24 protein-coding genes and 1 pseudogene are annotated in these 25,112 nt (G+C 69.0%); 19 read left to right on the top strand and 6 right to left on the bottom strand.

Features of this window, described 5'->3' with window-relative positions; genetic code table 11:
• The first annotated feature begins 39 nt into the window (after positions 1–39).
• Both QEG98_RS20125 and QEG98_RS20120 read left to right on the top strand, forming a co-directional pair.
• Positions 40–741, top strand: coding sequence for a GMC oxidoreductase (locus tag QEG98_RS20125; RefSeq protein ID WP_316567929.1), 702 nt, complete (start codon positions 40–42; stop codon positions 739–741).
• Positions 738–1,781: an alpha/beta fold hydrolase gene (locus tag QEG98_RS20120; RefSeq protein WP_141590642.1), complete on the top strand. Its 1,044-nt coding sequence runs from the start codon at positions 738–740 to the stop codon at positions 1,779–1,781. Before QEG98_RS20125 ends, QEG98_RS20120 begins: the two co-directional genes overlap by 4 nt.
• Before the next feature lie 30 nt (positions 1,782–1,811).
• On the opposite strand, the gene QEG98_RS20115 is transcribed toward QEG98_RS20120, so the two are convergent.
• The 3 genes from QEG98_RS20115 to QEG98_RS20105 form a co-directional block, all read right to left on the bottom strand.
• Positions 1,812–2,888 carry a hypothetical protein gene (locus QEG98_RS20115; protein ID WP_316567748.1) on the bottom strand — a complete coding sequence of 359 codons (1,077 nt, stop codon included), beginning with the start codon at positions 2,886–2,888 and terminating at the stop codon, positions 1,812–1,814.
• Positions 2,889–2,969: 81 nt separating this feature from the next.
• On the bottom strand, positions 2,970–3,524 hold the full coding sequence (locus QEG98_RS20110; RefSeq protein WP_244172206.1) for a DUF2378 family protein: 555 nt from the start codon (positions 3,522–3,524) through the stop codon (positions 2,970–2,972).
• Positions 3,525–3,650: 126 nt separating this feature from the next.
• The gene (locus QEG98_RS20105; RefSeq protein ID WP_316567747.1) at positions 3,651–4,649 is read right to left on the bottom strand and encodes a bile acid:sodium symporter family protein; all 999 of its coding nucleotides are present in this window, start codon (positions 4,647–4,649) and stop codon (positions 3,651–3,653) included.
• 302 nt (positions 4,650–4,951) lie between these two features.
• Here QEG98_RS20105 and QEG98_RS20100 point away from each other — a divergent pair, with 302 nt between their 5' ends.
• Entirely contained in the window at positions 4,952–5,146 is a 195-nt protein-coding gene (locus QEG98_RS20100; RefSeq protein WP_090494403.1) for a hypothetical protein, read from the top strand.
• A 13-nt stretch (positions 5,147–5,159) separates the two neighbouring features.
• Here QEG98_RS20100 and QEG98_RS20095 read toward each other — a convergent pair whose 3' ends face one another.
• Positions 5,160–6,428 (bottom strand): MFS transporter, encoded by a 1,269-nt coding sequence (locus QEG98_RS20095; RefSeq protein WP_410478048.1) that lies wholly within the window; start codon positions 6,426–6,428, stop codon positions 5,160–5,162.
• 113 nt (positions 6,429–6,541) lie between these two features.
• On the opposite strand from QEG98_RS20095, the gene QEG98_RS20090 reads away from it, so the two are divergent.
• Together QEG98_RS20090 and QEG98_RS20085 are read left to right on the top strand one after the other, a co-directional pair.
• Positions 6,542–7,903: a hypothetical protein gene (locus QEG98_RS20090; RefSeq protein WP_316567745.1), complete on the top strand. Its 1,362-nt coding sequence runs from the start codon at positions 6,542–6,544 to the stop codon at positions 7,901–7,903.
• 46 nt (positions 7,904–7,949) lie between these two features.
• Entirely contained in the window at positions 7,950–8,561 is a 612-nt protein-coding gene (locus tag QEG98_RS20085; RefSeq protein WP_316567744.1) for a YdeI/OmpD-associated family protein, read from the top strand.
• A 331-nt stretch (positions 8,562–8,892) separates the two neighbouring features.
• Here QEG98_RS20085 and QEG98_RS20080 read toward each other — a convergent pair whose 3' ends face one another.
• On the bottom strand, positions 8,893–9,096 hold the full coding sequence (locus tag QEG98_RS20080; RefSeq protein ID WP_316567743.1) for a hypothetical protein: 204 nt from the start codon (positions 9,094–9,096) through the stop codon (positions 8,893–8,895).
• Positions 9,097–9,131: 35 nt separating this feature from the next.
• Between QEG98_RS20080 and QEG98_RS20075 the strand changes: the two genes are divergently transcribed.
• The 4 genes and pseudogenes from QEG98_RS20075 to rtcA all read left to right on the top strand — a co-directional run bounded on the left by QEG98_RS20075 (position 9,132) and on the right by rtcA (position 15,133).
• Positions 9,132–10,469, top strand: coding sequence for a HAMP domain-containing sensor histidine kinase (locus QEG98_RS20075; RefSeq protein WP_316567742.1), 1,338 nt, complete (start codon positions 9,132–9,134; stop codon positions 10,467–10,469).
• A complete protein-coding gene (locus QEG98_RS20070) occupies positions 10,459–11,892 on the top strand; it encodes a sigma-54 dependent transcriptional regulator (protein WP_316567741.1) in 1,434 nt (477 codons plus the stop codon). The genes QEG98_RS20075 and QEG98_RS20070 overlap by 11 nt, the downstream gene beginning before the upstream one ends.
• A 70-nt stretch (positions 11,893–11,962) precedes the next feature.
• Positions 11,963–13,900, top strand: a complete 1,938-nt coding sequence (locus tag QEG98_RS20065) for a CocE/NonD family hydrolase (protein ID WP_316567740.1) — start codon at positions 11,963–11,965, stop codon at positions 13,898–13,900.
• Positions 13,901–14,053: 153 nt separating this feature from the next.
• A pseudogene (rtcA, locus tag QEG98_RS42000) lies at positions 14,054–15,133 on the top strand (RNA 3'-terminal phosphate cyclase).
• 19 nt (positions 15,134–15,152) lie between these two features.
• Here rtcA and QEG98_RS20045 read toward each other — a convergent pair.
• Positions 15,153–15,476 (bottom strand): hypothetical protein, encoded by a 324-nt coding sequence (locus QEG98_RS20045; RefSeq protein WP_090494387.1) that lies wholly within the window; start codon positions 15,474–15,476, stop codon positions 15,153–15,155.
• 78 nt (positions 15,477–15,554) lie between these two features.
• On the opposite strand from QEG98_RS20045, the gene sppA reads away from it, so the two are divergent.
• The 10 genes from sppA to QEG98_RS19995 all read left to right on the top strand — a co-directional run bounded on the left by sppA (position 15,555) and on the right by QEG98_RS19995 (position 25,110).
• Entirely contained in the window at positions 15,555–17,372 is a 1,818-nt protein-coding gene (sppA, locus tag QEG98_RS20040) for a signal peptide peptidase SppA (RefSeq protein ID WP_316567739.1), read from the top strand.
• 25 nt (positions 17,373–17,397) lie between these two features.
• Positions 17,398–18,471: a lipid A deacylase LpxR family protein gene (locus tag QEG98_RS20035; protein WP_316567738.1), complete on the top strand. Its 1,074-nt coding sequence runs from the start codon at positions 17,398–17,400 to the stop codon at positions 18,469–18,471.
• A gap of 531 nt (positions 18,472–19,002) precedes the next feature.
• On the top strand, positions 19,003–20,088 hold the full coding sequence (apbC, locus tag QEG98_RS20030) for an iron-sulfur cluster carrier protein ApbC (RefSeq protein ID WP_316567737.1): 1,086 nt from the start codon (positions 19,003–19,005) through the stop codon (positions 20,086–20,088).
• Positions 20,089–20,104: 16 nt separating this feature from the next.
• Positions 20,105–20,614, top strand: a complete 510-nt coding sequence (locus tag QEG98_RS20025; RefSeq protein WP_316567736.1) for a hypothetical protein — start codon at positions 20,105–20,107, stop codon at positions 20,612–20,614.
• Positions 20,615–20,616: 2 nt separating this feature from the next.
• Positions 20,617–21,060: a hypothetical protein gene (locus QEG98_RS20020; RefSeq protein ID WP_316567735.1), complete on the top strand. Its 444-nt coding sequence runs from the start codon at positions 20,617–20,619 to the stop codon at positions 21,058–21,060.
• 76 nt (positions 21,061–21,136) lie between these two features.
• On the top strand, positions 21,137–21,985 hold the full coding sequence (locus QEG98_RS20015; RefSeq protein ID WP_140798527.1) for a 3-hydroxyacyl-CoA dehydrogenase family protein: 849 nt from the start codon (positions 21,137–21,139) through the stop codon (positions 21,983–21,985).
• Between the two features lie 39 nt (positions 21,986–22,024).
• A complete protein-coding gene (locus QEG98_RS20010) occupies positions 22,025–22,801 on the top strand; it encodes an enoyl-CoA hydratase-related protein (protein ID WP_316567734.1) in 777 nt (258 codons plus the stop codon).
• A 4-nt stretch (positions 22,802–22,805) separates the two neighbouring features.
• Entirely contained in the window at positions 22,806–23,513 is a 708-nt protein-coding gene (locus QEG98_RS20005) for a hypothetical protein (protein ID WP_316567733.1), read from the top strand.
• Positions 23,510–24,652 carry an acyl-CoA dehydrogenase gene (locus QEG98_RS20000; RefSeq protein WP_011553809.1) on the top strand — a complete coding sequence of 381 codons (1,143 nt, stop codon included), beginning with the start codon at positions 23,510–23,512 and terminating at the stop codon, positions 24,650–24,652. Before QEG98_RS20005 ends, QEG98_RS20000 begins: the two co-directional genes overlap by 4 nt.
• Before the next feature lie 5 nt (positions 24,653–24,657).
• The gene (locus QEG98_RS19995; RefSeq protein WP_316567732.1) at positions 24,658–25,110 is read left to right on the top strand and encodes an AgmX/PglI C-terminal domain-containing protein; all 453 of its coding nucleotides are present in this window, start codon (positions 24,658–24,660) and stop codon (positions 25,108–25,110) included.
• Positions 25,111–25,112 lie beyond the last annotated feature (2 nt).

The following is a 25,112-nucleotide window of genomic DNA, read 5'->3' as shown; positions in this document are numbered from 1 at the left end:
GGCCATGGCTATTCGGGCAACGGGGACTTCCTGGCGTCGATGCAGGGCGCGCGCGAGGACATCCAGCCCTGGGTGGGCCCCGACGTGTCCACCGTGATGCGCTTCACCGACCGGCAGCCGCGCTTCACGCTGGTGACGGCCACGTTCAACCAGCCCGCCACGGAGGTCCTCGCGGGCCTGGGGCAGCCGAACCTCGGACGGCTCCAGGGCCTGGGGGCACCGCTGTGGACCTGCCTGGGTCCAGCCGTTCACGCGGCGCTCAAGAAGGGGCTGATGAGCCGGCCCATGCGTACCAACGTGGATGCGGCTCGCACGTCCAACCTGTTCGGCATCGGCCAGGACAACGCCAATGGCCGGATGCACCTCGATGACGGGCAGCTCGACGTGTCGTGGGACTTCGCCGGGGAGAACGCGGAGTTGGTGCGGCGGATGACGGACGCGATGCGGGACCTGGCGGCCCAGTACGGTGCCACCTTCGCGCCGCTGATCACCTGGCAGCTCTTCAAGCGGCCTTTCACGGTGCATTCGCTTGGCGGTGCCCATCTGGCGGAAGCTCCCGAGCGCGGCGTGGTGTCCACCGAGGGAGAGGTCTTCCACTATCCCGGGCTGCACGTGGCGGACGGCTCCGTCATCCCGACAGCCATCGGCTTCCACCCGGTGATGACCATCAGCGCGGTGGCCGAGCGCATCGCCGAGGCCGTGGTGCACGGATTCTCATCCCATTCGAGGAGCGCTTCATGAACACGCTTCCTTCCGCCGAAAGGCACGACTTTCCCGCGGGCGACGGCGTCCCGTTGCAGCTCACGCGTTACCAGGGCGGCGCGAAGGGGCCCGTCCTCCTCGTCCATGGCGCGGGGGTCTGGAGCGGCATGTTCATGCTGCCCACGGTGCGGGAGAACTTCGTGCAGCACCTGGTGCGCCACGGCTACGACACCTGGCTTCTGGACTGGCGCGCCAGCGTGGAGTTGCCGCTGCGGCAGTTCACGCTGGATGACGCCGCCCGCCACGACATGCCCGCCGCCGTCCGGTGGGTCCGCGAGCGCACCGGCGCGGACTCCGTGCAGGCGGTGGTGCACTGCGCGGGCTCGGCGACGTTCTTCATGGCGATGGCGGCGGGGCTGCTGCCGGACGTCCAGAGCGTGGTCGCCTCGCAGGTGGCGCTGCATCACATCGTCCCGCCTTCGACGCAGCTCAAGGCGATGCTGCGGTTGCCGGACGTGCTGGACATCACCCGCGACTATCTGACGCCGGACGAGGACCCGAGCAGCCCCTTGTTCCAGGCCGCCTTCGGCGCCTTCGTGGACCTGTGGCGTCATGAATGCGACAGCACCGTCTGCCGCCGTCTGACGTTCATGTACGGGCAGCTCTTCCGGCACGCGCGCATCAATCGGGAGACGCATGACCGGCTCGACGAGCAGTTCGGCCCCTGCAACATGCTGACGTTCCGTCACCTGGCGCAGATGGCCCGCTCGGGCTACGCGGTGGGCTTCGACCATGGCCGGGAGGAGAACCTCCGCCGCTATGGCCGTGAGCGCCCGCCGTCGTACCTGCGCGCGGAGCACCTGAAGCGTCCCATCACCTTCGTGTCCGGAGAACAGAATGGCACGTACATGCCCGCGTCCACGGAGCTCACCTACGAGTGGCTGCGCGAAGAGAACGGTGCGTCGTATTACCGGCGGAAGGTTCTGGCGGGGTACGGCCACCTGGACACCTTCATGGGAAGCACTGCGTCGCAGGATACGTATCCGGTGATACGCGACGCGCTGGAGGCCATGGCCTGAGCGGAGACGGCGCCCTGAGCACTCGCGCCGCTACGCGCCTTCGGCCACCGCGGGCAGTGCCTCGCCCGGTGCCTCCGAGACTGACGTCTCATCCCACCCGATGTAGCGCACGCCCTCCAGGGGCTCGGGCGCGTGGAACTCCAGGGCGCCCACGGTGGACGTGAGCCGTCCGTCCGGTCTCCACGCCGCGAAGGGATGGGGGCGGGTGAAGCGCTCCAACTCACAGGTGGCCACGTCGCTCTGGGCCACGTGGACGTCCCAGCCCGTCGGGTCCCGGTAGACGTAGCCCACCAGTGTCTTGGGATCGCACCACGCGCGGCCCTTCACGGCCACGGTGGCCGAGCGGGCCTGGAAGCACAGCTCACCCGGCTGCGGCGACTGCAGGCGTGTGAGGAGCATGTCCGGGGCCTCGTGGAACCGGTGTTCCCGCCGCGCGGTGCGCAGGTAGATGGGCGACAGCCGGGGACTGAGCGGATGCTGGCGGGAGCGCACGGACAGCACCTCCAGGCGGGCCTCTGGGTCCTCCTGGAAGCGTGGCACGTAGAGCCACGTCAGCTCCTCCAGCCGGCGGTGTCCCCACAGGTGCTTTTGGAGCCCCGGCGCGCCCTGGACGTCATACCGGTGCCCGTCCACGGTGACGGCGCCGGTGAAGGCGATGTCGTCATGGGCATGGGCCACGTGCGTCGTGAGTGGCAGCAGGTCGGCGCCCCGAGGAGCACGCCGCACCGCCTCCGCAGTCTCCGGCGTGTAGCGCAAATCCCATTCGATGGAGTGGCCTCCCGAGGCGACGCGACCATGGCACCGGCCCGGCGCGAGCTCCGCGTCACCAATCCGGATGCCGAAGCGGCCCGGGGCCTCGGTGGAGAAGCGGGAGAGGGGATGGATGGCCTTCAGCCCCAGCGCGGGCGTGGCGGTGGCGCAGTCGAAGGCCGCCGCCCATAGCAGGGCGCGAGGCTCACCGGGTGCTCCCGGCGCGGGGGTGAAAATCGTGTAGCGGAACCACCAGGCGCGCTCGCCCCCAGGGTCGAGCACACACAGGAACCAGATTTCGAAGAAGCCTTGCTGCCCCTTCCAGCGCGGAAGATTGGCGCGCTCGCTCGACGGCATATCGTCCCCCCCTCGCCAACGGCGCCAGAGCGCCATCGCGGGACTACCGTCGCAGAGGGGCGGCACCCAGGGCAAGCCGCCTCAGCGGCCCGAGTCCTTCCAGGAGACGCGGTACGTGACGCAGTGTTCGTCGAAGGAGCGGACGTCCACCGACGCGGCCACGCCACCGGCGGCCCGGGACATGGCGAGCATGACGCCCTGCTTGAAGTAGCGCAGCATTCCGGGCTCGTTGAGCCAGACCTCGGCCTCCGTCGGGCCCGTCTCCGTGATGCGGACCTCGGTGTAGTTGTTGCTCGTCCGGAATCCGTGCTGTGCCTTCGACAGCATCCGCCAGGGCCCCAGCAGCTTCATCACCCCGAGCAGGGCGCGGCCCATGAGCGTGTCGCGGTAACCGTCAATCATCCGCTCGCCGAGCATCCGCCACGCCACCTCGTCGGGCTCCTGGGGGTGCAGCGCCTTCGCTGTCAGCGTGACGCAGCGAATCCACGACTCCAGGGAGTAGGCGGGGAGGAGTGGCCGGTCCAGATCCAGTCCCTCGCTTCGCAACTGCTCTTTGAGCAGGGGCGTCACCCGCCCGGAGAGCCCCCGGACGAAGAGCCCTTCCACGATGGGAGGGAAGACGAGTCGTTCGGCCATGGCGTGCATTCCAGCCCGGGCTGTACCGGCTGGGTCAAGCCAGGCCCCTGACGTTCTGTGCGGCTCTGACATACGTGGTTTGCGCACCTATCACAGTGCCGGTCCGCCGGGGGTGCGCACCGGGGCCTATGCGGCAGGTTGTCCCGCCGGGCGCTTCGCGTAGCGTTCCGCCAGGAGCGAGCACACGAGGAGCTGGGCTTGATGATAGAACATCAACGGTAGGACGATGAGCCCCAGGGCGGGATTGGCGCCGAAGAGCAGCCGCGCCATGGGCACCCCTGAGGCCAGTGTCTTCTTCGACCCACAGAAGACCACCGTGATTTCGTCCTCCTTGGAGAAGCCCAGCGCCCGAGCCGTCCGCGTGGTCAGCATCAGCACGATGGCCAGGATGATCATCGCGCCCACGAAGGCCACGCCCAGCACCGCCGCGCCGTAGTCGGAGAACAGGCCCGAGGCGATCGAGTCACAGAACGACGAATAGACGAGGAGCAGGATCACCACCCGGTCGAAGGCATTCGTGTAAGGCCGGTAGCGGGCGAACCAGCCGCCCACCAGCGGGCGCAGCAATTGCCCCAGCGCCAGGGGGAGCAGCAGGAGGAGCGACAGCTTGAGAATGGCCTGGCCCATGGGCAGGGAGTGCCCGGTGGCGCTGGCGAACAGGCCGATGATGAGCGGCGTCAACACGATGCCCAGCAGGCTGGACAGGCTGGCGTTGAAGATGGCGGCGGGCACATTGCCTCGAGCGACGCCCGTCATCGCGACGGAGGAGGAGATGGTCGACGGCACCGCGCAGAGATAGAGCAGCCCCAGCGACAGGTCCGCTGGCATCCAGCGGCCCACCAGCACGTCGCCCAGCCACCACAGCAGTGGAAACACCACGAACGTGAAGACCTGGACCACCACGTGGACGCGCCACGTCACCACGCCCGCGCGGAGCTGGGCCGCGGGCAGGCCCAGGCCGTGGAGCAGGAACACCGCGAAGATGCCCACGTCGGCGACGACGTCCGCGTGCATCGGTCCGCCCGACGTACCGAACTCCGGGAAGAGCGCGGCCAGGATGACGGCGCCGAACATCCCCAGCAGGAACCAGTCCCGGGCAAGTCGTTTCACGAGGCGAAGGGGCATGTTTGCCCCCCCTTACTCCGGGCAGCGGCGGACCTCTACCGCGGAGTGCGCGGGGCGGGCAGGTGGAGACATTGCCGACGCCCGCGCCATGCTCCACCATTCCGATATGAACATGAAGCCGCATTCATGTTGGTGCCCGCTGGTCAACGGTGCGGCTCACGGAATCGGCCTCGCGGTGACGAAAGCCCTCACGGCGCAAGGAGTGGGCACCAGCGGCCTGTCTGGCGTGCCCAGGGCCGGCTGCACGCCAACGTGTCTGGCCGGCTGCTTGCGGCGACGCGCGACTGCGTTACCTGAAATACATGACCGAAGTGAACGCAAGCTCGCGTGACTACACGCTTCCCGAGGGGTGCCCCGTCTGCGCGGCGGACCTGCCCGTGCGCGTCACCGCCTCCGGTCCCAGCGCCGTGTGCCGCCATTGTGGCTGGCTGGGCCGCCCCCTCATCACCGTGACCCATCGAGGCCTGCGCGTCAGCTACGACGGCGCGCAGGCTTGAGCATCGCGGGACCTCAGCTCGCGGGCGCCGCTGGTGGCTCCTTCGTCTGCGCGAAGGACTCCAGGCGGTCCACCCGCCGTAGCTCGGGAAAGGCCCACGCCCAGAGCGCGACCACCGCCAGCGTGCCCACCGCGCCCGCGACCACCGCGGGTACGGCGCCCACGTACTCGGCGAACCCGCCCGCGCGGAACTCGCCCAGTTCGTTGGAGGCGCCAATGGCCATCATGTTCACCGCGCCCACGCGGCCGCGCATGTCGTCCGGGGTGGCCATCAACTCCAGCGTGTGGCGGACCACGACGCTGATCATGTCCGCGGCGCCTGCTATCGCCAGCGCCGCCAGCGACAGGGGCAGCGAGCGGCTCATCCCGAAGACGAGCGTGGCCGCGCCGAAGATGGCGACCGCGATGAACATCTTCCGGCCGGTGTTGCCGCCCATGGGCCGCATGGCCAGGAAGACGGCCACCACCGCTGCGCCGAACGCGGGCGCACAGCGCAGCAGCCCCAGTCCCCATGGCCCTGTGTGCAGGATGTCCCGCGCATAGATGGGCAGGAGCGCCACCGCGCCACCGAAGAGCACGGCGAACAGGTCCAGGGTGATGCTGCCCAGCAGCAGGCGCTGCCGTCGAACGAAGCCGAGTCCCGCGACCAGGGTCGACAGGGAGAGGGGCTCGGCGGACGCGCGCCCGGTCCGCACCTTGAGGATGAGAATCCAGATGACGGAGAGGGCGCACAACGTCGCGGAGGCCGTGTAGGCCCCCGCGGCGCCGATCCAGCCATAAAGGATGCCGCCCACGGCCGGGCCGCCAATGGTGGCCACCTGCCACGTGGTGGAGTTGATGGCCACGGCGCGAGTCAGGTGCTCGGGCGGCACCAGATGCGGGGTGAGCGCGGAGCCCGCCGGGGCATGGAACGCGCGCGCCGCGCCGAAGAGCACCAGGACGCCATAGACGAATCGCACGTCGCGGATATGGCCCAAGGTGAACGCGAGCAGCAGCAGGCTGCAGACCAGCATCACCGTCTGACACACCGCCAGGATGGTCCGCCGATCCACGCGGTCCGCCACCTGGCCGCCCACCAGACACAGCGACAGGAACGGCAGGAACTGCGCCAGCCCCGTATAGCCGAGCGCGAGCGCGCTGCCCGTGAGCTCGTAGACCTGCCAGCCAATGGCCACCGACTCAATCTGGACGGCCAGCACCGCGCACAGGCGCGCCAGCAGATAGAAGCGGAAGTCTCGATGTTGGAAGATGGAGAGCCCGGAAGCCGCAGCCTGATGAGTCATGCTGGCGGCGCTGTAATCCACGGGCCCGTCGCGCGCCACCGTCTGCCTGTGTCGGCACCCAAGGCGGCAGGGGCATGGGTACGCCAAGGTCGCTGTGATACCTTCCTTTCCCGATGAACAAGGACGCGAAGGACGGGGTGAACCAGGTCTCCACGCCACGCTCGGCGCCACGCCTCCTGGGACGCGTCATCGCCGTGATGCTGCTGACGGTCCTGGGCGGCTGCCGCAAGTCCGATGCGGAGCGAGCCGCACAGGAGCGGGAGGAAATCGAAGCGCGCATTCGCGACGCCTACTCGCTGGTCCCGTACCGGGCGCTCAAGCTGACGATGCGCGCGGAGGGTCAGCCGAACGCTCCCGCTGAGATCGCCGCGCTCTGGCAGACGCTGGCGGCCACGCGGGAGCTGCCGGCGAAGGCTGCCTCCGAGGAAGAAGCGCTCCGTGTGGCGAAGGCGTACCTGGACCTGGGCGTCGCGTTCTACAAGGCCAAGAAGACGCTGGAGCAGCGCGACGAGGACGAGTTCCCCCTCCTGTGGAACCGCTTTCAGCCGGACCAGCCGCCTCCGCTGCCGGGTTACGACGCGGGCCAGGAGCACGCGTTCCTCTCCTCGCTGTGGTTCGTGCTGGACGCGGCGGACTCGGGCAACCGTGTCCCCGCGACCGACCTGGTGCTCTATGAGCTGTCGCGCGCCACGCCTCAGCCCGCGTGGCCGCCAGGGCTGCGCGTGTCGGTTCGCGGCAGCCGGGGGATGGCTTTCTGCGGCGCGGGCTATCACTACGCGGCCGAGGAGGAGCTGAATGCGTTCCTGTCCGAAGCCGAGGCGCTGCCCGCCAGCGACTTTCCAGCGATGCGGAATGCCACGCCGGCACAGGTCCGCGAGACGCTGCTCGCCACGGGCTACTTCCTGCGGGCCTGGAACCGCATGGGGCTCAAGCGCGAGCGTGCGGCGGAGGACGACCTCGAGCGGGGCCTGGGCTCCCTTGAGAAGCTTGGCATCGAGAATGAGCTGACGTGGTGGGGCTGGGCCTTCATCCATTTCCGACGGGAGCGCTACGACGAATCCGCGCGCTACCTCGACACCCTGGCGAAGAGTCCGTACCTGGGCGAGACCGAGCGGCGTGACCTCCAGGCCAGCGCGGACGCGATGCGCAAGCACGGCGAACGGCTGCCCATCTTCCTCCAGGCGCGGGCTGCCGCCATCCTGGGACAGGCGCTCGTGGCGAGGGCAGGGGGCCCGGAGAAGATCCTCGTCACGCTCCTGGGACCGGAGCGGGCAGGGCAGGTCCTGGCGCCCGTCCTGTGGATGGACCGGGTCCGTCAAGGCCTCGCGCAGCGCTCCATGGACGACTTCGCCCACGAGGCGGGGGATTCCTTCGAGGGCGTGCGGGCCGCCGGTAGCAAGGGCCTGAGCGCATTGAAGGAGAAGCTGCTGGGCGGCGGGGGAGACACGAAGACGGCGGCGGAGAGTCCTCCGTAGGTTGTTGGCGGGGCGCTGGCGGCCCGTGCTATCCGCTGACGCCACCATGAGTCCGACGAAGAAGGCCGCCGCGAAGAAGGCGCCCGCCGCTGAGCTCCCCACGATTGCCTTCGCGTCGCCCGCGGAATGGGCGTCCTGGCTCGAAGCGAACCATGCCTCGTCGCGCGGCCTCTGGCTGAAGCTGGCGAAGAAGGGCTCGGGCATTGAATCCGTCACCTACGCCGAGGCGCTCGACGTCGCGCTCGCGTGGGGCTGGATTGACGGTCAGAAGAACGCCTTCGACGACACCGCGTGGCTCCAGAAGTTCACTCCCCGGGGCGCAAAGAGCGTCTGGTCCAAGATCAACTGCGAGAAGGTGGAAGCGCTCATCGCCGCGGGCCGGATGAAGCCGTCGGGCATGGAGGTCGTGGAGCTCGCCAAGAAGGATGGCCGCTGGGACGCCGCCTACGCGTCGCAGAGCAAGGCCACCGTGCCCGAGGACCTGGCCCTCGCCCTGGCCGCGAATGCGAAGGCGGCCGCGTTCTTCGCCACGCTCAACGCGGCGAACCGGTACGCCATCCTGTGGCGCGTCCACACCGCGAAGAAGGCGGAGACGCGGGCTCGGCGAATCGAACAGCTCGTCGAGATGCTGGCCCGGCACGAATCGCTGCACGCCTGAACGGGGACGAGCCCCGGCAAGTCCCATGCCGCTACCCGGCACCGCCCGTGTGCCGGAGGGCCGTGCGACGGACCTGCCGGAAATCCGGCACCCTGCCGGAACCCCGGCGGTGACCCGACCCCTCGGGGTGGTTTCCCGCGCACGTCACCTCCGCGCTTGCCTCACGCAACTTCATCCTTTTTCACGAAAGTGCGCCTGGAGCCCATGGCACGGTGCGTTTCGCCGCTTCCTCGCGAAGTGGCGCGCCCCGGTGAATGGCCGGACAGCCGGTGGCATCACCATTGCTCCAGGCCGGATGCGTTTCAGCGTCCACGCATCCGCCAAGGGGAAGTCAATCCATGTTGCTCGACATGTACCTGTACTTCGGCTTGCCACTGCGGCCCGCGCCGCGCCGCGCTGCGTCCCAGGCCAGCCAACCCCGCACCTCCTCCACCGAGCGCACGGCGACGGGAGGGCAGAGCGTGTCCGGGGTCCGCGCCCCGGAGCGAAAGGCGGCGCCCCAGTTGACGGTCATCGAGGGGGGCGCGGCTGACATACGATGAGCGGGGAGGCGTGAGCGGGAGAGGCCCCATGGACTCGCGGACCCAGCGCTACTTCGAGGACATCCAGCTCAAGCACTTCGGGCGCCTGTTCGGCCGGCTCGTTCGTGTCCGCCTGTTCCTGTCGCTGTTGCTGCTGCTGTCCGCCGTGTGTGTCGCCGTCATCGACGGCGCGCCCTGGCGATGCGTGTTCATGAGCGTGGTGGGGGTGGGCGCCTTCACCTACTTCTTCCATGAGTTCCGCCGCTTCCAGCGCGACGGCGTTGACGCGCGCAGCGTGCCGCTCAATCTGTGGATGGGGCAGATCATCCTGACGAGCATCATCGTGGGGACAGGCGGCATCGCCAGCCCCGTGCTGCCCGCCGCGCTGCCCCTGGGCTTCTTGTCGAGCCTGGCGGCGACGCCCCGGGATCGCTCGCGGCTGTTGATGGCGCAGCTGTCCACGCTGATGGCCGTCTCCTTCGTCCAGATCTCCGGGCTGGTTCAGGGGCTGCCCCTGTGGTTCCTCGGCGCGCCGTCGTCCGTCCTGCTCGTCGCGGGCGCCCTCGTCACCGCCATCATGCTCTGCGTGTGCAGCGCGGCGGGCGGCGCCATCCGGACGACCTTCGACAACATGCTGAGCGAAGCGCTCGCCAGCCGCGACGAACTGCTGGCCACGCATCGCTCGTATGCGGGCGCCCTGGAGGCCATGTCCGGAGAGATTGCCCACGAGCTGAAGAACCCGCTGGCCACGGTGAAGGGCCTCACCCAGCTCATGGCGCGCGAAGCAGGTCGCGCCCAGCCCGCCGAACGCCTGCAGGTGCTGTCGGGCGAGGTGGTGCGGATGCAGGGCATCCTGGAGGAGTTCCTCAACTTCACTCGGCCGCTGGTGCCTTTGACGGTGAGCCCCGTGGACCTGGGCGCGCTGTGCGACGAAGCCCTGGTGCTGCACGAAGGGCTGGCGGCGGGCCACGGCGTGCGGCTGGAGCGCAAGGGCACGGAGGGTGTGGAGGCCGTGTGTGACTCGCGCAAGGTGAAGCAGGTGTTGATGAACCTGCTGCACAACGCCATCGAGGCCTGTCCCACGGGCGGGCGTGTCACCGTGGAGGTCCGCGCGCTGCCCGTGGGCGAGGCCCGCGTCTTCGTGCGCGACTCAGGGCCTGGACTGGCCTCCGAGCTCGAGGCCCGTGTGTTCGACGCGGGCGTGACGACCAAGGCCAAGGGCTCCGGCTTGGGCCTGACGGTGGCGCGCGCCCTGGCGAGACAGCACGGCGGAGACGTCACGCTGACGAATACGGTAGGAGGCGGATGCGAGGCGGCGTTGACGCTTCCGCGAGAGCTGCCAGCGGAGATCCTGCGGCCACTGCACGGAGTCGCGAATGTGGGATGAGGCCAGGGAGGGTGGCACCACGCGCGTCCTGGTGGTGGATGACGACGCGGGCGTTCGCTTCACGCTGCGGGAGATGCTCAAGAGCCTCTCCGGTGTCGAGGTGGATGAAGCCGTGGATGGCGAGGATGCGCTGGAGAAGCTGTCGGCGCGGCCCTACGAGCTGGTCATCTCCGACCTGCGCATGCCTCGGATGGACGGCATGGCGCTGGTTCGCCGGCTGAGTACGTTCCCCCGGTCGCCTCGCGTCATCGTCATCACCGCGCATGGTTCCGAGCGCTTCGCGGTGGAGGCCATGAAGGCGGGGGCCTACGACTACTTCCGCAAGCCCTTCGAGGTGGATGAGCTGCTGGCGGTCGTCTCCCGCGCGCTGGAGTCGGTGCGGCTCCGCGAGGAGAACGCGCGGCTTTCGGGTGAGCTGAACCTGTCCCGCTCGCTGGTGTTCGTCTCGGAGCCCATGGCCCGGCTCGCGCAGCTCGTGCAACTGGCGGGCTCCCGGGACGTGACGGTGCTCATCACCGGGGAGAGCGGCACGGGGAAGGAGCGGGTGGCGGACGCGCTCGTCCGGGCCTCGCCGCGCGCGAACCGGCCCTTCCTGCGCTTCAACTGCGCGGCACTCACCGAGGAGCTGGCGGAGGCCGAGCTGTTCGGCCACGCCCGGGGCGCCTTCACTGGAGCCCACCGCGCGCGGCCCGGACTCTTCCGTGAGGCGGATGGCGGCACGCTGCTGCTGGACGAAGTGGGCGAACTGGCGCCCACGCTCCAGGCCCGGCTCCTTCGCGTGATTCAGGAGGGCGAGGTGCGCCCGGTGGGGGAGGACCGGCCGGTGACGGTGGACGTGCGCATCATCGCCGCCACCCACAGGGACTTGCGGCGCCTGGCCCTGGAGGGCGCGTTCCGCGAGGACCTCTACTACCGGCTCAACGTCGTCCAGCTCCGGGTGCCGCCGCTGCGCGAGCGCCCCGAGGACATCCCCGTGCTGGCGCGGGTGTTCCTGGACCGCTTCATCGACCGGTTCCACACGGGTCCGCTGAAAATCCCCGACGGCTTCTTCGAGCAGCTCCGTGCCTTCCCGTGGCCGGGTAACGTGCGCGAGCTGGAGAACACGCTGGAGAGCCTGGTCGCATTGTCCAGCGAGGGGCGGCTGGACCTGGGCCAGTTGCCTTCCGCCGAGCCGGCAGGCGCGGATAGTGGATCCCCGGGGGCGTCATTGGACCCGGTCCGTCCAGGGCCGCAGGACGAGGCTCCCGGCGCGGGGCTCAAGGAGCGAGTGGAGGCGTACGAGCGCGGCCTGGTCCTGGACGCGCTGCGCATGGCGGGCGGAAACCGCAGTGAAGCGGCGCGGCGGCTGGGCATTGGCCGGGCCACCCTGCATGACAAGCTGCGCAAGTACGGGCTGGACGACGGCGGGGAAGAGCGGAGCTGATTCCGGGAACAAGCGGGCCGCTCGCGGTGTTGCGGGCCGGCCTTCCAGCGTCATCGTTCCAGGAGCGTGCATGCATCCCGTGACCCGATGCCTCGCGGCTGTCCTGCTGGCCACCGTCGCAGGCCCGGCGCAGGCGCAGTCCACCCCGCCGGCCCCGAAGCGCCCCTACAGCATCTCTCCCGAGCGCACCGAGTGCGTCCGCTCGCAGTACACCAAGTTCGAGTACCGCATTCCCATGCGGGACGGGACGCGCCTGTTCACCTCCGTCTACGTCCCCGCGGACGCGTCACCGGGGAAGCGCTATCCCATCATCCTGGTGCGAACGCCGTACAGCGTCGCGCCCTATGGCGTGGACCGGTATCCCCCCGCGCTGGCCCCCACGGAGGCGTTCGAGAAGGACGGCTTCATCTTCGCCTTCCAGGACGTGCGCGGGCGCAACATGTCCGAAGGCGAGTTCGTCAACGTCCGCCCCCACAAGCCGAAGAAGGCCGGGCCCAAGGACTTCGACGAGAGCACCGACACGTACGACACCATCGAGTGGCTGGTGAAGCGCGTGGCGAACAACAACGGCCGCGTGGGCCAGTGGGGGATTTCGTACCCCGGCTTCTACGCGTCGGCGGGCGCCATTGATTCGCACCCGGCGCTCAAGGCGGTGTCGCCGCAGGCCCCCATCGCCGACTGGTTCTGGGATGACATGCACCGCCACGGCGCCTTCAACCTGGCGCTGGCGTTCAACTTCTTCTCCACGTTCGGCAAGCCCCGGCCCCATCCCACGGACAACGAGGAGTGGCAGCGCTTCGAGCACGGCACGCCCGACGGCTACCAGTTCTTCCTGGACCTGGGTCCCCTGGGCAACGCGGACGCGAAGCACCTCAAGGGGGATGTCGCCTTCTGGAAGGACGTCACCGCGCATCCCAACTACGACAGCTTCTGGCAGGCGCGGAACCTGCTCCCGCACCTGAAGAACATCAAGGCGGCGGTGCTCACGGTGGGCGGCTGGTACGACACCGAGGACCTCTACGGCCCCCTGCGGACCTACGCCGCCATCGAGAAGCAGAACCCCGGCATCTCCAACAGCCTCATCATGGGCCCGTGGCCGCACGGCGGCTGGCAGCGCGGCGGAGGCGAGTCCCTGGGCGACGCGGACTTCGGCTTCGCCACCAGCGAGGCCTACCAGACGCTGGCGCTGGACTTCTTCAAGCACCACCTCAAGGGCGGCGCGAAGCCGGACGTGCCGGAGGCGATGGTGTTCGAGACGGGCGCCAACCGATGGCGCCGCTTCGACACGTGGCCGCCCAAGGGGCTGCGCGAGACGCGGCTGTACTTCCAGCCCAAGGGGGGCCTGGCCACGACGGCGCCGAAGACGACGGGCGCGTCCTTCGCCGAGTACGTGAGCGACCCAGCCAAGCCCGTGCCGTACACGCAGGAGATGATGACGGGCTGGAGCAAGGACTACATGACGGAGGACCAGCGCTTCGCCGCGCGCCGGCCGGACGTGCTGGTGTTCGAGACGGAGCCGCTGGAGCGCGACCTCACGCTGGCGGGACCGCTGGAGGCGGAGTTGTGGGTTTCCACGACGGGCACCGACGCGGACTGGGTGGTAAAGCTGGTGGACGTCAACCCGGGCAAGGTGCGCGGGTGGCGCAAGGGCGATGAAGAGCAGGGGAAGAAGAACCGGGGCCATCAGCAGACGCTGGTGCGCGGCGAGCCCTTCCGTGGCCGGTTCCGCGACAGCTACAGCGAGCCCAAGCCCTTCAAGCCCAACGAGGTGACGAAGGTGCGCTTCGTCATCAACGACGTGTTCCACACCTTCCAGCGTGGGCACCGCGTGATGATTCAGGTCCAGTCGAGCTGGTTCCCGTTCATCGACCGCAACCCGCAGACCTACGTGCCCAACATCTTCGAGGCGAAGGAGGAGCACTTCACGCGCGCCTTCCACCGCGTCTACCACTCCGCGGCGAACCCCAGCTTCATCAAGGTGGGCGTGCTGCCCTCGTTGGACGAGTAGCGCGAGGGCCCCCACGCGGCCCCCTCCGTTCGTCGCCATCAGGGCTGCTTCTGTGCAGCGGCGAAGGGAAGGGTGTTCTCGTGAGGGTGCCCACCTTGCGTTCCTGTTACCCTGGGGCTTCATTCACGCGGTGGCACCTGAAACGGGAGGGACATGACCGGCACCCAGGGGCCCGACACCGGGCTGGTGCGGCTGGATGGGAGTGAGGGCGAAGGGGGCGGCCAGATTCTCCGCTCCGCGCTGTCGCTGTCGCTCATCACCGGCCGCCCGTTCCACATCACGCGCCTGCGCGAGCGACGTGATCCGCCCGGTCTGCGTCCCCAGCACCGGCCTGTGTCCGCGGCGCCGAGGCCCTGTGTGGCGGCGCCGCTTCTTCCGAGGGCGCCACCGTCGGCGCCTCCGAGCTCTCCTTCACCCCGGCCCCCGTGCGCGCCGGCGACTACCTGCTGGAGGTGGGCACCGCGGGCAGCACGCCGTTGCTCTTCCAGTGCCTCGTCTATCCGCTGGCCCTGGCCGGGGAGGACGGCTGACCTTGCGAGGTGGCACGCACCTGCCGCACAGCCCCAGCTTCCACTACGTGGCCACCGTCTGGCAGCCGGTGGCGCACGCGTATGGCCTGCCGGTGTTGCTGTCCCTGGTGCACGCCGGCTTCTACCCGGAGGGTGCTGGGGAGATTGTCGCGGAGGTGGGGCCGCCGCAGGAGCCGCCCCGGCTGGTGGAGCTGCCCGCGCGAGGCATGTTGCGCGAGGTCCGCGTGTCGTCCTTCACCGGCGGGCTGCCGTTCACCATCGCCGAGCGTCAATCCAGGGCCGCCGTGGGGGCGCTGCGTGAGCGCGGCATCCTGGCGGAGGCGGACAACCGCCCGCTGGCGGTGACGCGTTCGGTGGGAACTGTCACTTTCGTCCTGGCCCAGTTCGAGCACACCATCGCGGGCTTCACCGCGCTGGGAGAGCGGGGCCGTCCCGCCGAGGACGTGGGCCGCGAGGAGGCGAGGCCCTGGCGCGGTTCATGGAGACGGGTGGGGCGCTCGATGAGCACCTCGCCGATCAGATTCTCCTGCCCGCCGCGCTGCTGGCCGCCGGGCGCCTGGGGCCGGCGTCACCGGGGACTACGCGCTTCACGGCGGCGCGAATCACCGACCACCTCACCACCCACGCCCGTGTCGTGGAGCGCTTCCTGCCCGTGCGCGTCACGGTGGATGCGGGAGGTTCGGTGGAGGTCCGGCCCGCGTGAAGTCCGGGCCGGAACCGGCTCAGGCCGCTTCGTCGTCGCCGCGGTTGGCGCCGAAGGTGTTCTGCCCGGCGATGTCCTTGGACGTGTTCCGGTAGGCGCGGATGCCGAAAGGCACGGCGACCACGAACACGAGCCCCGCGAGGCCGATGGCCATCCACGGAATCGGCTTCTGCTTGAGCTGGACGTCCTTGCCGTAGGAGTTGAGGTTGTTGCCCATGGCGCGCTGCTTGGCGGCCTCACGCTCCTCGGCGGTCATCTCGCGGGGGGCCTGGAAATCCTGGACCTGCTTGCGAGGCTGGGCCAGCGCGGCACCACCCGAGCTGAGCGCGAGGACGAGGAACATCCGGGGAACGAGGTATCGCATATTGCGGGGGAGGCTATCACGACCCAACGGATGGACTGAACAGGGCTTGCACGCTGAGTGAGCGTCCATTACGGGCCGGGGACCCACATTTCCATCCCGGACGCCATGCTGCGCCTGCCCTTCATCGTCCTCGCCAACCTGTACCTCCTCCTGGTCTCCCTGCTGGGCGCGCCCTTCCGGATGATGGCCGCCAGCCACCGGCCCGCCTACGTCCGCTTCCGGCTGACGGGGGATCCGCCGTACCGCGAGCGGCGGCGCCGCCGGTTGCAGTTGGGGGGAAGCCGCCCCGAGCCGTCGGATGTCACGTCCGTGGAGCGCCTCCGCGAGTCGTTGGAGCTCCTGGCGAAGGACGGCCGGGTGAAAGGCATCCTCCTGGAGGTGGAGGACCTGTCCGTGCCCGCGGCAAAGCGGGATGCGCTGGTGGCGGTGTTGACGGCCTTCCGAGCCCAGGGGAAGCGGGTGGTGGGCTGGGCGGTCCACGTGGACAACGAGGGCTATGCCCTCCTGTGCTCGGCGGACGAGGTGCTCCTGCCCCCCATGGGCCGCGTGGAGCTGGTGGGCTACGCCGCAGAGGCCACTGCCTTGGGCGCGGGCCTGTCGCGCGTGGGCATCCGGCCGCAATTCATCCGGCGCGGGGACTACAAGACGGCGCCCGAGCTCTTCACCAGGCCCGCCGTGTCGGACATCCAGACGCGGACGGTGGAGTCGTTCCTGGATGAGCGCTACGCGGACCTGGTGGACGTGGTGGCTCGGGGGCGGCGCAAGACGCCGGAGGAAGTCCGGGCGCTGATCGACCAGGGGCCCTTCAGTGCTCGCCGGGCGGTGGACGCGGGACTGGCGGACGCGCTGGTGAGCGAGGCGAACCTGCCCGCGCACCTCGGGCTGGCGAAGCCGGGGGACGGGGAGGAGGAGACGGAGCTGGAGCCGATGGAGACCTATCTCTCCACGGTTCCGTTCCCGCCGGTCCGTTGGAAGCGGCTGCGGCGAAATCCGCGCGTCGCGGTGGTGCCCGTGTCTGGAATCATCATCCCAGGCAAGGGGGCCAGCGGGAAGATGGCGACCTCGGAGACGGTGGTGAAGGCGCTGCGCGCGGCGGGGCGGGACAAACGCTCGAAGGCGGTGGTCGTCTACATCAGCAGTCCGGGCGGGACGCCGCTGGCGTCGGAGCAGATGCTGGAGGCAGTGCAACGCGTGGCGCGGAAGAAACCCGTCATCGCGTACATGGACCGGGTGTGCGCCAGCGCGGGGTACATGGTGGCGGTGGGCGCGAAGGAGATCTGGTCCGCGCCGCACGCCATGGTGGGCTCGATTGGTGTCTTCGCGGGCAAGTTCGACATGTCCGGACTGATGGAGAAGCTCGGGGTGCACAAGACCGTGCTGGTCCGGGGGCAGAACGCGGCCATGCTCTCGTTCTCGCGTGGCTTCACGCCGCAAGAGGAGGCCACGCTGGAGGCCGAGGTGGAGGAGATGTACCAGGCCTTCCTCGACATCGTCGCGAAGGGGCGGGGACGGACGAAGGAGGAGATCCACCAGTTGGCGGAGGGCCGTGTGTACTCGGGCGTTCGCGGGAAGGCCGTGGGGTTGGTGGACCAGGTCGGGGGTTTCGAGGAGGCCTGCCGCCACGCGCTGTCGCTGGCGAAGGTGCCGGCGGCGGAGCGGTTCGAAATCATGACCTATGGCGCCCCCAAGCAGCGGGTGAACCTGCTGAAGCTGTTGATGGGGGCGTCCCATGCGCAGACGTATGCGCTGTGCCCTACGGCCTTGAGCCTGAACGGGCTGGGCGGCGCGGAGACGTTTGAAGATGCCGCGCGCTTCGGGGTGGCCGACGTGGTGGGTAGAGTGTTTCCTGATGACCAGTGGCCATTCGGGGGCTGACGGGCGCGAGCGGTAGACTGGAGGGATGCTGAAGGCACTCGCGTTGCTGACCGCATCCTGTCTGGCCCAGGCGGAGGCTTCTTCCGCCGCAAAGGTGGAGGAGAAGCTGCCGTTCGTCACGAGCCTCCACTTCGAGAATGACGTGCTCACCAAGAGCGACCGGCTCTACACGAACGGCGTCCGCATCGAGCACTTCGGGGAGTACGACGGGTGCCGTTCCATCGCGCGGACGCTGCGGCTTCCGGACGGCGTGCAGCACCGGTACCTCTGTGGCGGCTCGCTGGCGCAGAACATGTACACGCCCAGCCGCATCGTCCCGCTGCCGGAGCAGGAGGTGTTCCCGGACCCGAACGACCGGCCCTACGGGGGCTGGCTGCACGGCGGCATCTTCTTCCAGCACATCTATGCGGGGAGGGCGCCCGCGGACTCGTCGAGGCTGACGCTCCAGGCCACGGTGGGGGTCACGGGGCCGGCGTCCGGGGCGGCGCAGACGCAGCGCTGGGTCCACCGGACGCTGAACGACATCTTCGGGCGCACGGTCGCAAGGATTCCGGTGGGTTGGGAGAAGCAGTTGCCCACTGAGCCCGCGTTCCACTTCTCCGCGCTCCGCGAACAGCCGCTGCTCTGGAGCCCCGTGGTGGACGTGACGTGGTCCGCCGGGGCGATGCTGGGTACGGTCTTCGTGAACGCGAGCCTGGGAGGGACGGTCCGTGTGGGCTATCTGGCCCGGCCGTATGGCCTGGCGCCCATCATGCCGTCCGTGGTCAAGGAACTGGAGGCTCAGCGGGCTCCGGGGGAGGCCTCCTCGGAGCTGATGGCCATTCGAGATGAACGCGCCTGGGAGGCCTACCTGTACGCCCGGGGGCAGGTGAGGGTGGTGGCGAGGAACCTGTTCCTGGATGGCACGCTCTTCCGTCCGAGCATCAGCGTCCGGAAGGCGCCCATCGTCGGGGACAGCGAGTTCGGCGCGGCCTTCCGGGCGGGCGGGTTCCAGTTCGGCCTGGGCATGGTCTTCCGTTCCCAGGAGCTGGCCGACCCGCCGAATCCGCTATTGTCCGGTCACCGGTTCACCCAGATTCAGCTGTCGTACCTGCACTGATGAAGATCTTCGACCTGTATCTGGTCCGCGCCGGAGCATCAGGCTTACCCTTTGCTCCTACGCATCAACGACGTCGCGGACGCAGACCGGATTCGAGAGTGCTTGAAGCAGACACAGGATGCCCCGGTTGTCTGGCTTCAACGAAGCTTGGTTGAGGGACGGAAACGAGAGATCGTCCGCGCCGATCAGACCTGATGGGCGGCACCAGCAATGACAGTTAGCGGCCAAGCCCGTGCGAGTATTCTCGCTCAGCTATGAGCGCGCGGTCCGGATTGCGCTCGAAGATGGCGAATTCCACATCGCGGCAATCGAGTAGCGCACCGAGCCCTCGTCCCTCCGTCCCGAGCCCGCACCAGCGCTGCTGATGGACCCGTTCAGCGGGCCGACACTCACCGGCCGTCCTTGGGACCTACAGGGTGCGCTGGGCGTACAGCCCCGTTAAACGACGTTGACAGCCCCCCCTGGGCTGGCAGATTCCGCGCCCGTTGGCGGCTTACAACCGCCCGTTTTCCAAAGGTTTCAGGTGTCCTGATGAGCGTTACCCAGTCCGACATCCTCGCTGCGATGTCGAAGGTGATGGATCCCGAGCTTCACATCGATCTCGTGAAGGCGGGAATGGTGAAGGACATCCACGTCAGTGGGGACACCGCGAAACTCAAGATCGAACTCACCACGCCTGCCTGCCCCATGAAGGGGAAGATCCAGGCCGACTCCGAGGCCGCCCTCAAGGCCGTCCCCGGCCTCAAGTCCTTCGACATCGAGTGGGGCGCCCGGGTCCGCCCGGCCGGCGGGGGCATGCCCGCTGGCGCGCTGCTCCCCCAGGTCAAGAACATCATCCTCGTCGGCGCGGGGAAGGGCGGGGTGGGCAAGTCCACCGTCGCCCTCAACCTCGCCACGGCCCTGGCCCAGCACGGCGCCAAGGTGGGCCTGCTCGACGCGGACTTCTACGGCCCCTCCGTCCCCCTGATGACCGGCCTGGGCGACAAGCGCCCCGTCAGCCCGGACGGCAAGTCGCTCAACCCGCTCGAGGCCCACGGCCTCAAGGTCATGTCCATCGGCTTCCTCGTGGAGGCCGACCAGGCGCTCATCTGGCGCGGCCCCATGCTCCACGGCGCGCTGATGCAGCTCGTCCGCGACGTGAACTGGGGCGAGCTCGACTACCTCGTCCTCGACCTGCCGCCCGGCACCGGTGACGTGGCCCTCACGCTGTCCCAGTCCGTCCGGGCCGCGGGCGCGGTGCTCGTCACCACGCCGCAGGACGTGGCGCTCGCGGACGTGGTTCGCGCCAAGCAGATGTTCGACAAGGTCCACATCCCCGTGCTGGGCATCGTGGAGAACATGAGCCAGTTCGTCTGCCCGAACTGCTCGCACACCACGGCCATCTTCAACCACGGCGGCGGCCGCAAGGCCGCGCAGATGTTCGGGATTCCATTCCTCGGTGAAATCCCGCTGGACCTGAAGGTGCGGGAGTCTGGAGACTCCGGCGTTCCGGTGGTCGTGGGGGCCAAGGACAGCCCGGAGGCGAAGGCCTTCCAGGAAGTCGCGCGGAACGTCGCAGGGCGCGTGTCCGCCCAGAGCATCAAGAGCGTTCCGCTGCCGGTGATGCAGGCCCGCTAACTATCGAGGAGACATCATGGCCCCGGCCGGCAACGACGACTTCCCGCCTGATCCGCTGCTCGACGAAGACGAACGGCAGGACCGCTCCAGTGGCTCCAACGGGCCCGCGGGCTTCGTTCCGGAGTTCGTCCGCCGCATGGCCGTGGCCGGCCTGGGTGCCCTCTTCATGACGGAAGAGGGCATCCGCAACCTCGCAGGCCAGCTCAAGCTCCCCAAGGAAGCCCTGGGCTTCATCCTCGGTCAGGCCGAGAAGACCAAGGACGAGGTGACGCGCGCCATCACCGAGGAGCTCCGCCGCTTCCTCCAGTCCGAGAAGCTCCGCGACGAGTTCCTCAAGCTCATGTCCGGCATGACGGTGGAGATCAAGGCGCAGATCCGCCTGGTGCCTCCCGAGAAGGAGGAGAAGCCCTCCGAGTCGGAAGCCCCCGCCGAGCCCACCAAGTCCCGCCGGTCCGCCACGCCCAGCGTGGTCATCTCCGAGCTCAACGCGAAGCGCCCCAGCGCGAAGCGCACCAAGAAGGAGTAACGGTGGCGGACACGCCCCCTCCCGCTGAGTCCCCCTCGAGTGCCGCGCCGCCTCCGCGCCCGAACGAACGCAAGAGCGCGCTGGCCAAGCGGCTGCCGCTGCTCCTGCTCGTCGCCCTCGGCCTCTACCTGTGGCAGGTGACGGGCCCCCCCGAGCGCGACGTCGCCTTCCAGCTCGCGGGCCCGGGCTGGGCCTCCGTGCGCGCCGTGGACCTGCAGATCTCCGACCCGGAAGGCCAGCTCCTCAAGCGCGAGGAGCGGTTCTTCCCCTCAGGACCACCGCCTGAACTCACGTACAAGGTGGACCTGCCCGAGGGCACCTGGGCCGCGGCGCTCTTCGTGAAACGTGAGGGCAGCGACGCCCGTGTGCGCCTGGAGACGGAGCTCGTCGTCGGCGAAGGGCAGTACATCGTCCGGCAGCTCCAGTTGCCCGCCGCAGTTCGTTGACCGCCCTGGGAGCGTGGGCTAAGGCCGCCCGCACGCCGTACTTCACGCTTTCCGACCCAAGAGGTGCGTACACGCCATGGCAACGGAACACATTGTCGTCGTCGGGGCAGGGCAGATGGGCGCGGGCATCGCGCAGGTGGCACTCGTCGCGGGCCTTCGCGTCACGCTGGCGGACGTCTCCGAAGCGGGGCTCGCCAAGGGCGCCGACCGCATCCGCGCCGGCCTGAAGAAGCTGGTGGAGAAGGGCAAGCTCGACGCCGCCAAGCAGCAGGCCGCCGAGGCCAACCTCGCCACGCTGACGAAGGTCACCGAGGCCAAGGACGTGGACTTCGCCGTCGAGGCCGTGACGGAGAACGAGGACCTCAAGCGCCGCATCTTCCAGGACCTGGATGCCGTCGTCCGGCCGGGCGGCATCCTGGCCACCAACACCTCGTCCATCCCCATCACCCGCATCGCCGCGTCCACGAAGCGCCCCGAGTCCGTCATCGGCATGCACTTCATGAACCCGGTGCCGGTAATGCAACTGGTGGAGCTCATCCGCGGCGCCGCCACGTCCGATGAGACGTACAACACCACGCGCGCCCTGGCGGAGAAGATGGGCAAGACGACCGTGGTGTCCAAGGACTACCCGGGCTTCATCGTCAACCGCATCCTCATCCCCATGCTCAACGAGGCCTGCTTCGCCGTCATGGAAGGCCTGGGCTCGGTCGAGGACATCGACACCGCGATGAAGCTGGGCACCAACCAGCCCATGGGCCCGCTCCAGTTGGCGGACTTCATCGGCCTGGACACCGTGCTCTACATCGCCGAGGTGCTCCACAAGGGCCTGGGCGACTCCAAGTACCGCCCCAGCCCCCTGCTGCGTCAGTACGTGGACGCCGGCTGGTACGGCAAGAAGAGCGGCCGCGGCTTCTACAAGTACTGAGCCCCGCGGTTACCCACTTCCACCCCAGGAGCCTCGAACATGGCCTACGAGAACATCCGGCTGGAGCAGGAGGGCGCCATCGCGACCCTCTTCATCGACCGCCCCAAGGCGCTCAACGCCCTCAACACCAAGACGCTGCAGGAGCTCGAGTCCGCGCTGAAGTCCCTTCCCGCGGACGTGCGCGTCCTCATCGTCACCGGCGGCGGCGAGAAGGCCTTCGTCGCGGGCGCGGACATCGCGGAGATGGCCGCGCTCACCGACGCGCAGGCCCAGGAGTTCGGCGCCCTGGGGCACCGGGTCATGGCCGCGCTGGAGGCGCTGCCCATTCCGACCATCGCGGCAGTGAATGGCTTCGCGCTCGGCGGCGGCTCCGAGCTGGCCCTGGCCTGTGACGTCATCTACGCCTCCGAGAAGGCCAAGCTCGGCCTGCCGGAAGTCGGCCTGGGCGTTATCCCCGGCTTCGGCGGCACCCAGCGCCTCACCCGCGTGGTGGGCCGCGCCCGCGCCAAGGAGCTCATCTTCACCGGCGACCGCATCGACGCGGCGAAGGCGAAGGAGATTGGCATGGTGCTGGAGGTCCTCCCCGCGGACGGCCTGCTCGCGCATTGCCGCGCCGTGGCGGAGAAGATTCTCAAGAACAGCCCGCTGGCCATCTCCAAGGCCAAGCAGGTCATCGAGGCCGGCGCCGACCAGGACCTGCGCGCCGCGAACGACATCGAGCGCAAGGCCTTCGGCGACCTGTTCGGCTCCGAGGACCAGCGCGAAGGCATGAAGGCCTTCCTGGAGAAGCGCACCGCGACCTTCACCGGGAAGTAGCGCGGTGAAGGGGCTCGCGGCCGGGGGACTGCTGGCGTGTCTCCTGGCCACCGTGCCGGCCCAGGCTTCGGACGCAGGTGAGGAGGACGACGGGCGGGCCCCCGTGCTGGTGTCCTGGAAGCGCTCGCTGTGCCTCTACACGGGCTGCTTCCTGGAGCCGCTCGTGCCCGACGTCCGTTACGAGTGGGGGCCGGATGCCCAGGAGGGTTGGGTGCTGTCCTGGCCCATCCACCCGTGGGCCCTGCCGGCGCTGGACGTGCCAGGGCCCACGCTGGTGGTGTCGCCGTTCCTGGAGCCTCAGCTCCGGCTGGGACGGGCGGCCTTCCGGATGCTCGCGGGGGCACGGGTGTATGCGTTTCCTGACGCAGCGCGCTTTGGAGTGTTGGCCGAAGGCGCGGGGCTGTGGGGGCGGGATGGTTCGGGCGGCGTGGCCGGGCTGGGGTTGTCCTATGACTTCATCGAGCGGCACCCGGACACGGTGCCGTGGACCCTGTCCGTGGTCGTGCGGCGGGCATGGACGGGGGAGGGGAACCGGCTGGACGTCACCCTCGACGTCACAGTGCCCCTCAATATGTTCTGGGGTACTCCCGGGGAATCCCGGGTCTCAGGCGACCGGACGGTGTCTCACCGGCACGCCACGGCGCGCTTCCGCGCGCGCGCCGCGTCTTCGCTGTTCCAGAGGGAAGCCCCTCATATTATGGAGGTTCCATGAACTTCGAGTTGACCGACATCCAGCGTGAAATCCAGCGGATGACCCGCGAGTTCGCGGCCAAGGAGCTCATCCCCAACGCCCGCAAGTGGGACGAGCACCACGCCTGGCCGACGGACGCGGTGAAGAAGCTGGCCGAGCTGTCCCTGCTGGGCGTGGCCGTTCCCGAGCAGAACGGCGGCGCCGGGCTCGACAACGTCTGTTACGCCATCGCCATGGAGGAGATCAGCCGCGGCTGTGCCTCCACCGGCGTCATCATGAGCGTGAACAACTCGCTCTACTGCGATCCGATCATGAAGTACGGCACGGATGCGCAGAAGGAGCAGTTCCTGGCGCCCTTCGCCCGGGGCGAGAAGCTGGGCTGCTTCGGCCTCACCGAGCCCGAGGCCGGCAGCGACGCCGCCGCGCAGAAGACGGTCGCCGTGCGCAAGGGTGACGAGTACGTCATCAACGGCTCGAAGAACTGGATCACCAACGGCCCCAAGGCCGACGCCATCGTCCTCATGACGATGACCAACAAGGAAGCGGGACACAAGGGCATCACCGCGTTCATGGTCCCCACGGACACCCCGGGGTTCATCCGCGCCGAGCCGGACAAGAAGATGGGCATCAGCGCCGCCTGGTCCTGCTCCATGTTCTTCGAGGACATGCGCGTGCCGGCCAAGTACATGCTCGGCAAGGAAGGCGAGGGCTTCAAGATCGCCATGAGCACGCTGGACGGCGGCCGCATCGGCATCGCGTCGCAGGCGCTGGGCATCGCGCGCGCGGCGTACGAGGAGGCGGTGCGCTACTCCGGTGAGCGCAAGTCCTTCGGCAAGCCCATCCGCGAGCACCAGGCCATCCAGTTCATGATCGCCGACATGGCCACGGAGATCGACGCGGCCCGGCTGCTCGTGTGGCGGGCGGCCCTGCAGAAGGACAAGGGCGTGCGCCACAGCGCGGAGAGCGCCATGGCCAAGCTGTACGCCAGCGAGATGGCCAGCCGCGTGGCGAACAAGGCCCTGCAGGTGCACGGCGGCATGGGCTACAGCAAGGAGATGGACGTGGAGCGCCACGTGCGCGACGCGCGCATCACGGAGATCTACGAAGGGACGAGCGAGATCCAGCGCATCGTCATCGCCGCCAACCTGCTGAGGGAGTAACCGTCATGACTCGAGCGCTTCTCTCCGCAGTCGTCCTGGCCTCGGCGGTTGCGCTCGCGCAGGGCGCCGCCCCCGCGAAGGCGCCCGCCGGTGGCAAGGCCGCCGCCACGACGCCGGCCCCCACCAAGCGGGAAGGGCCGGACGTCGACCGGATGCCCTTCACGCCCGACTCCATCCGTCAGGTCGTCCAGTACCACCAGCGCCGCATCCAGGAGTGCTACGAGGACCACATGGCGGAGAAGGACCGGACGGTGGAGGGGCGGCTGATGACGACCTTCACCATCGACGCCAACGGTCTGGTGAAGGACGCCCGGGTGGTGAAGAAGACCAGCACGCTCAAGGACCCGAGCCTGCACGACTGCGTCCAGGCCGTCCTGTCGTCCATGACCTTCCCGAAGCCTCCGGATGGCACGGACCGCCCCATCGAGTACCCGTTCAACCTCAAGGCCATCGAGTAGGA

This window comes from Myxococcus sp. MxC21-1 (assembly GCF_032612255.1).
Classification (GTDB): Bacteria; Myxococcota; Myxococcia; order Myxococcales; family Myxococcaceae; genus Myxococcus; species Myxococcus virescens.
Note: the sequence above shows the minus strand (reverse complement) of the source record. Positions and strands in the feature narration are given on the sequence as shown.